General features: G+C 49.7%; 2 protein-coding genes and 1 pseudogene. All 3 read left to right on the forward strand.

Annotated features, from left to right (window positions below; translation table 11 throughout):
* The coding region (locus JKK62_RS13875) for an ABC transporter ATP-binding protein (protein ID WP_201428415.1) at positions 1-687 on the forward strand (687 nt) is incomplete at its 5' end.
* A gap of 118 nt (positions 688-805) precedes the next feature.
* Positions 806-1,471 carry a response regulator transcription factor gene (locus JKK62_RS13880; RefSeq protein WP_201428416.1) on the forward strand — a complete coding sequence of 222 codons (666 nt, stop codon included), beginning with the start codon at positions 806-808 and terminating at the stop codon, positions 1,469-1,471.
* A gap of 3 nt (positions 1,472-1,474) precedes the next feature.
* Positions 1,475-1,814: pseudogene (locus JKK62_RS13885) on the forward strand (hypothetical protein); the annotation flags it as partial.

Genomic DNA, 1,814 nt, shown 5'->3' on the forward strand with positions numbered 1-1,814 from the left:
CTGCGCAATGTCAACTTTTCGGTTGACGAGGGCGAGATGGTCGCCGTGATGGGACCGTCCGGCTCCGGCAAATCCACGCTGCTCTACACCGTTTCGGGAATGGACAGCATGACGGCAGGCAAGGTTTTGTTTAACGGAAAGGATATTTCCAAACTGAAGCCAAACGAGCTTGCGGCGCTGCGGCTCGACGAAATGGGTTTTATCTTCCAGCAGATGTATATGCTCAAAAATCTGAGCGTGCTCGACAATATCATTCTCCCTGCACGACAGTCAAAGGCAAACACGCTTTCCGCAAAGGAAAAGCTTGAACGCGGCAAGGAGTTGATGCGCAGGCTGGGCATCATTGAAATCGCCGACAACGACATCAACGAGGTATCGGGCGGTCAGCTGCAAAGGGCGTGTATCTGTCGCAGTATGATCAACGAGCCAAAGATGATTTTTGCCGATGAGCCGACAGGCGCGCTCAACCGCCAAAGCTCCAACGAGGTAATGGAAGAGCTGTGCAAGATAAACGCGGACGGCACAACCGTTATGCTGGTCACCCACGACGCAAAGGTAGCTGCAAAATGCTCAAGAGTGCTTTATATAGTTGACGGAAACATTCAGGGAGAGTATAATTTAAGCGGAAAAGACGAAAGAACAAGAGAACGCGCCCTGAACAACTGGCTTATGGAGCAGGGTTGGTAGGTCGGGTGTCCCGACAGCCAATTCGCGGACTATCAGTCGGCTATACAGATAGCAACGCGTTTACGCGAGATAGCTTTGTTTGTCGGTTGACGTTATCACACGAGAAGAGGGAACAATAATGACTGACATTCTTGTAGTTGAGGATAATCTTGAAATGGCAACGCTTTTATGTGACTTTCTGGAAGCGGAGGGCTATTCCGCAAAGCACTGCGCAGACGGAGAAAGCGCCTTGTGTGCCTTTGATAAAGACGGCGCAAGACTTGTCATTCTTGATATCATGCTTCCGGGGCTTGACGGCTTCGGCGTGTGCCGAAAAATACGCGAGACCGCCAATACGCCGATCATCATTGTCAGCGCCAAAACCGAGAAGGACGACAAGCTCAACGGCTTGATCCTCGGCGCGGATGATTACATCGAAAAGCCCTACGATATCGACATTCTGCTTGCCAAAATCAAAGGAATCTTCACGCGGCGCTATCAGAGCGATGTGATCTCCGACGGCTTTTTGAAAATCGACAAGAGCAAGCGGATCGCGTTCAAAGAAAACACACCTCTTGACCTGACACAAAAGGAATTTGATTTGCTGCTGCTTTTAGCGGAAAACAGCGGCAAAACGCTTAGCAAGGACTATCTGTTCAATCAGATCTGGGGCTTTGACAGCTTTTCCGAGCCGCAAACGCTGACGGTACACATCAAATGGCTACGTCAGAAAATCGAAGCCGACCCCAAAAAGCCGAAGCATATTGTGACGGTCTGGGGCGTGGGCTACCGCTACGAGAGGTAAATCATGAAAAGCTTTATCAGATTGGCAGTTGCGATCATCGCTGTCCTTGCAGTGATTTTTACGGGCGCAAATATCATTTTACATAACGAGAATAAGGGCGACGCTGGTCGCCCTTATCGTGTTGAAGCGGAAAGGATCGCCGCAAGAATCGAAAACAGAGAGCCATACTCTCTCAACGATTACAGTTATATCAAAAACGTGGAGATTCAGGAAAATGGCTTTCAAGGCGGCGACAGCGACTATCTTGTCAAGGAGATCGGCGGAAAGCTCTACCGCTTTGATTATTCCTACCAAGCCGACAATACCTCGGCGATAACGTCCTTTAACATCTGCTTTGGCGTGA

The sequence above is a fragment of the Ruminococcus difficilis genome (genome assembly GCF_016680995.1).